The 5,605-nt window shown below is 55.1% G+C and carries 2 tRNA genes and 3 rRNA genes; all 5 read left to right on the top strand.

From position 1 onward, the window contains the following. The first annotated feature begins 228 nt into the window (after positions 1 to 228). Positions 229 to 1,773, top strand: a 16S ribosomal RNA gene (locus tag E5S66_RS13460). Between the two features lie 93 nt (positions 1,774 to 1,866). Then, positions 1,867 to 1,942 (top strand) — tRNA-Ala (locus E5S66_RS13455). 19 nt (positions 1,943 to 1,961) lie between these two features. Continuing rightward, a tRNA-Ile gene (locus E5S66_RS13450) sits at positions 1,962 to 2,038 on the top strand. Positions 2,039 to 2,278: 240 nt separating this feature from the next. Then, positions 2,279 to 5,138: ribosomal RNA gene (locus E5S66_RS13445) — 23S ribosomal RNA — on the top strand. 142 nt (positions 5,139 to 5,280) lie between these two features. Further along, positions 5,281 to 5,393 (top strand): 5S ribosomal RNA (gene rrf / locus E5S66_RS13440). The 16S, 23S and 5S rRNA genes sit together here with 2 tRNA genes alongside, the layout of an rRNA operon. Positions 5,394 to 5,605: the final 212 nt, after the last annotated feature.

The following is a 5,605-nucleotide window of genomic DNA, read 5'->3' as shown; positions in this document are numbered from 1 at the left end:
GGCGCTGAGGGAAAACGGGAAAGGCGCTGAGGCCGGCCCCGCAGATCTTTGACAGTGTGCGCAGGTGACTTGTGCGGGCGTCTGGTAATGGATGGTTGTCCATAGCAGACGTTCGAACAGAACCTCAATTCTTATAAGTATTTGTACGCAAGTACAACGTACAGCGAGTAATTGAGTCTGGTCGGGCTCTGCATTTCGAAGCATTAGAGGATTCGTCCTCGAAAACTTTAAGTGAAGAGTTTGATCCTGGCTCAGAGTGAACGCTGGCGGCAGGCCTAATACATGCAAGTCGAACGGCAGCACAGCAGAGCTTGCTCTGTGGGTGGCGAGTGGCGGACGGGTGAGGAATACATGGGAATCTGCCCAGTCGTGGGGGATAACGTATGGAAACGTACGCTAATACCGCATGCGCCCTTTGGGGGAAAGCCGGGGACCTTCGGGCCTGGCGCGATTGGATGAGCCCATGTTCGATTAGCTAGTTGGCGGGGTAAAGGCCCACCAAGGCGACGATCGATAGCTGGTCTGAGAGGATGATCAGCCACACTGGGACTGAGACACGGCCCAGACTCCTACGGGAGGCAGCAGTAGGGAATATTGGACAATGGGCGCAAGCCTGATCCAGCCATGCCGCGTGAGTGAAGAAGGCCCTCGGGTTGTAAAGCTCTTTTGTTGGGGAAGAAAAGCAGTCGGTTAATACCTGATTGTTCTGACGGTACCCAAAGAATAAGCACCGGCTAACTTCGTGCCAGCAGCCGCGGTAATACGAAGGGTGCAAGCGTTACTCGGAATTACTGGGCGTAAAGCGTGCGTAGGTGGTTTGTTAAGTCTGATGTGAAAGCCCTGGGCTCAACCTGGGAATGGCACTGGATACTGGCAAGCTAGAGTGTGGCAGAGGGTAGTGGAATTCCTGGTGTAGCAGTGAAATGCGTAGAGATCAGGAGGAACATCCGTGGCGAAGGCGACTGCCTGGGCCAACACTGACACTGAGGCACGAAAGCGTGGGGAGCAAACAGGATTAGATACCCTGGTAGTCCACGCCCTAAACGATGCGAACTGGATGTTGGGTGCAATTTGGCACGCAGTATCGAAGCTAACGCGTTAAGTTCGCCGCCTGGGGAGTACGGTCGCAAGACTGAAACTCAAAGGAATTGACGGGGGCCCGCACAAGCGGTGGAGTATGTGGTTTAATTCGATGCAACGCGAAGAACCTTACCTGGCCTTGACATGTCTGGAACCCTTGAGAGATCGAGGGGTGCCTTCGGGAACCAGAACACAGGTGCTGCATGGCTGTCGTCAGCTCGTGTCGTGAGATGTTGGGTTAAGTCCCGCAACGAGCGCAACCCTTGTCCTTAGTTGCCAGCACGTAATGGTGGGAACTCTAAGGAGACCGCCGGCGACAAGCCGGAGGAAGGTGGGGATGACGTCAAGTCATCATGGCCCTTACGGCCAGGGCTACACACGTACTACAATGGTGGGGACAGAGGGCTGCAAACTCGCGAGAGTGAGCCAATCCCAGAAACCCCATCTCAGTCCGGATTGGAGTCTGCAACTCGACTCCATGAAGTCGGAATCGCTAGTAATCGCAGATCAGCATTGCTGCGGTGAATACGTTCCCGGGCCTTGTACACACCGCCCGTCACACCATGGGAGTTTGTTGCACCAGAAGCAGGTAGCTTAACCGCAAGGGGGGCGCTTGCCACGGTGTGGCCGATGACTGGGGTGAAGTCGTAACAAGGTAGCCGTATCGGAAGGTGCGGCTGGATCACCTCCTTTTGAGACATGGCAACGCTGTTGCCAGACGTCCGCACAAGTGACCTGCATTCAGAGAGCGCGATCCGAAGTCGGATTGCGTGTCCCGTATTAAACGGGGCCTTAGCTCAGCTGGGAGAGCACCTGCTTTGCAAGCAGGGGGTCGTCGGTTCGATCCCGACAGGCTCCACCACTGAAGAGAGACGCATTTTGGGTCTGTAGCTCAGGTGGTTAGAGCGCACCCCTGATAAGGGTGAGGCCGGTGGTTCGAGTCCTCCCAGACCCACCACTTATGCGCCTGGGCAGGCCGGAAACACTCTGAATGACACGCGCACACACACTTTGAATTGGTTCGGCATTGAGGCCGGCCCATGTTCTTTGAAAATGAGGAAGAAGAGTCAAACGAGCGTTTGAGACGTAAGTCTTGCAACGTGTCGAGGCTGAGGCGAAACGGCGTAAGCCGTTTTTATCAAGTGATAGTCGTACCATTCGCTGGTACGTGTCGTTCCGAGGCAACTTGGGGTGATATGGTCAAGCGAATAAGCGCACACGGTGGATGCCTTGGCGGTCAGAGGCGATGAAGGACGTGATAGCCTGCGAAAAGCGTCGGGGAGCTGGCAATAAGCTTTGATCCGGCGATGTCCGAATGGGGAAACCCACCCGCAAGGGTATTGCATGGTGAATACATAGCCATGCAAGGCGAACGCGGTGAACTGAAATATCTAAGTAACCGTAGGAAAAGAAATCAACCGAGATTCCGTCAGTAGCGACGAGCGAAAGCGGACTAGCCCAAAAGTCGATCTTGTTTTAGCAAAACACTCTGGAAAGTGTGGCCATAGCGGGTGACAGCCCCGTATGCGAAAGGGCCTGATCGATGAAATTGAGTAGGGCGGGGCACGTGAAACCCTGTCTGAACATGGGGGGACCATCCTCCAAGGCTAAATACTCCTGACCGACCGATAGTGAACCAGTACCGTGAGGGAAAGGCGAAAAGAACCCCGGCGAGGGGAGTGAAATAGACCCTGAAACCGTGTGCGTACAAGCAGTCGGAGCCCGCAAGGGTGACGGCGTACCTTTTGTATAATGGGTCAGCGACTTACTGTTCGTGGCGAGCTTAACCGTATAGGGGAGGCGAAGGGAAACCGAGTCTGATAAGGGCGCATAGTCGCGGGCAGTAGACCCGAAACCGGGTGATCTAGTCATGCCCAGGGTGAAGGTACCGTAACAGGTACTGGAGGCCCGAACCCACGCCCGTTGCAAAGGTCGGGGATGAGGTGTGATTAGGAGTGAAAAGCTAATCGAACCCGGAGATAGCTGGTTCTCCTCGAAAGCTATTTAGGTAGCGCCTCGTATGTATCCTCTCGGGGGTAGAGCACTGTTATGGCTAGGGGGTCATCGCGACTTACCAAACCATTGCAAACTCCGAATACCGAGACGGACTGTACGGGAGACACACGGCGGGTGCTAACGTTCGTCGTGAAAAGGGAAACAACCCAGACCCACAGCTAAGGTCCCAAATTACCGCTGAGTGGAAAACGATGTGGAAAGGCACAGACAGCCAGGAGGTTGGCTTAGAAGCAGCCACCCTTTAAAGAAAGCGTAATAGCTCACTGGTCGAGTCGGTCTGCGCGGAAGATTTAACGGGGCTAAGCGGTAAACCGAAGCTTGGGGTGCATAACTTTGTTATGCGCGGTAGAGGAGCGTTCCGTAGGCCTGCGAAGGTGGATTGAGAAGTCTGCTGGAGGTATCGGAAGTGCGAATGCTGACATGAGTAACGATAATGCGGGTGAAAAGCCCGCACGCCGAAAGCCCAAGGTTTCCTTGCGCAACGTTAATCGACGCAGGGTGAGTCGGCCCCTAAGGCGAGGCAGAAATGCGTAGTCGATGGAAAGCTGGTTAATATTCCAGCACCTCGTGCAAATGCGATGGAGGGACGGAGAAGGTTAGGCAGGCCGGGCGTTGGTTGTCCCGGTGAGAGGGTTGAGGCGGTGCTCTTAGGCAAATCCGGGAGCGCAACGTTGAGACCAAGGACGAGTCCAATTGGACAGAGCTGCTGATATCACGCTTCCAGGAAAAGCTCCTAAGCTTCAGTTTGCACAGACCGTACCGTAAACCGACACAGGTGGGCAGGATGAGAATTCTCAGGCGCTTGAGAGAACTCGGGTGAAGGAACTAGGCAAAATAGCACCGTAACTTCGGGAGAAGGTGCGCCTCCTATGGTTAATAGCTGAAGGAGGCCGAAGTAACCAGGCCGCTGCGACTGTTTATCAAAAACACAGCACTCTGCAAACACGAAAGTGGACGTATAGGGTGTGACGCCTGCCCGGTGCCGGAAGGTTAATTGATGGGGTCAGCGAAAGCGAAGCTCTTGATCGAAGCCCCGGTAAACGGCGGCCGTAACTATAACGGTCCTAAGGTAGCGAAATTCCTTGTCGGGTAAGTTCCGACCTGCACGAATGGCGTAACGATGGCGGCACTGTCTCCACCCGAGACTCAGTGAAATTGAAATCGCTGTGAAGATGCAGCGTTCCCGTGGCAAGACGGAAAGACCCCGTGAACCTTTACTATAGCTTTACACTGAACGTTGAGTTCGTCTGTGTAGGATAGGTGGGAGGCTGTGAAGTGTCGGCGCTAGCTGGCATGGAGCCAACCTTGAAATACCACCCTGATGTGCTTGACGTTCTAACCTGGGCCCGTAATCCGGGTCGGGGACCGTGTATGGTGGGTAGTTTGACTGGGGCGGTCTCCTCCCAAAGAGTAACGGAGGAGCTCGAAGGTACGCTCAGCGCGGTCGGACATCGCGCACTGTGTGCAAAGGCATAAGCGTGCTTGACTGCAAGATCGACGGATCAAGCAGGTAGGAAACTAGGACTTAGTGATCCGGTGGTTCTGTATGGAAGGGCCATCGCTCAACGGATAAAAGGTACTCCGGGGATAACAGGCTGATACCGCCCAAGAGTTCATATCGACGGCGGTGTTTGGCACCTCGATGTCGGCTCATCACATCCTGGGGCTGTAGTCGGTCCCAAGGGTATGGCTGTTCGCCATTTAAAGTGGTACGCGAGCTGGGTTCAGAACGTCGTGAGACAGTTCGGTCCCTATCTGTCATGGGCGTTGGAGATTTGAGAGGGGCTGCTCCTAGTACGAGAGGACCGGAGTGGACGAACCTCTGGTGTTCCGGTTGTCACGCCAGTGGCACTGCCGGGTAGCTATGTTCGGAAGCGATAACCGCTGAAAGCATCTAAGCGGGAAGCGCGCCTCAAGATGAGATCTCCCGGGGCACAAGCCCCCTGAAGGAACCATCAAGACCAGGTGGTTGATAGGCAGGGTGTGTAAGCGCAGTAATGCGTTGAGCTTACCTGTACTAATGATCCGTGTGGCTTGACCATATCACCTCAAGTTGCTTCGCCCAGCGAAGCAACCCTTGGCCTCAACACGTTGATGGCTTGCTCCAAACGCTCGTGGACTCTTCTTCCAACCTCTGAGAGCGAGGCGCTGCCGTATCTACGGCCGGCGACCCTCCACCCTCTCCCTGGTGATAACAGCGCTGTGGCACCACCCGATCCCATCCCGAACTCGGAAGTGAAACACAGCTGCGCCGATGGTAGTGTGCTTCTGCATGCAAGAGTAGGTCATCGCCAGGGTCTTTATCCCGCAAAACCCCGAGCCTCTTGGTTCGGGGTTTTGTCTTTTAGGTGAATCGCGCATTTGCGGTGCGCGGCGCAGCCGCGAGCCGCAACAGGTCATCGCCAGGGTCTTTATCCCGCAAAACCCCAGCCCAACAAGCTGGGGTTTTGTCTTTTTGCATCCGGATATCTTCCAGCACGACAATCAATAACCGCGACTCGCGGCGCGG

The organism is Thermomonas fusca (genome assembly GCF_005862345.1).
GTDB classification, from domain to species: Bacteria; Pseudomonadota; Gammaproteobacteria; order Xanthomonadales; family Xanthomonadaceae; genus Thermomonas; species Thermomonas fusca.
Note: the sequence above shows the minus strand (reverse complement) of the source record. Positions and strands in the feature narration are given on the sequence as shown.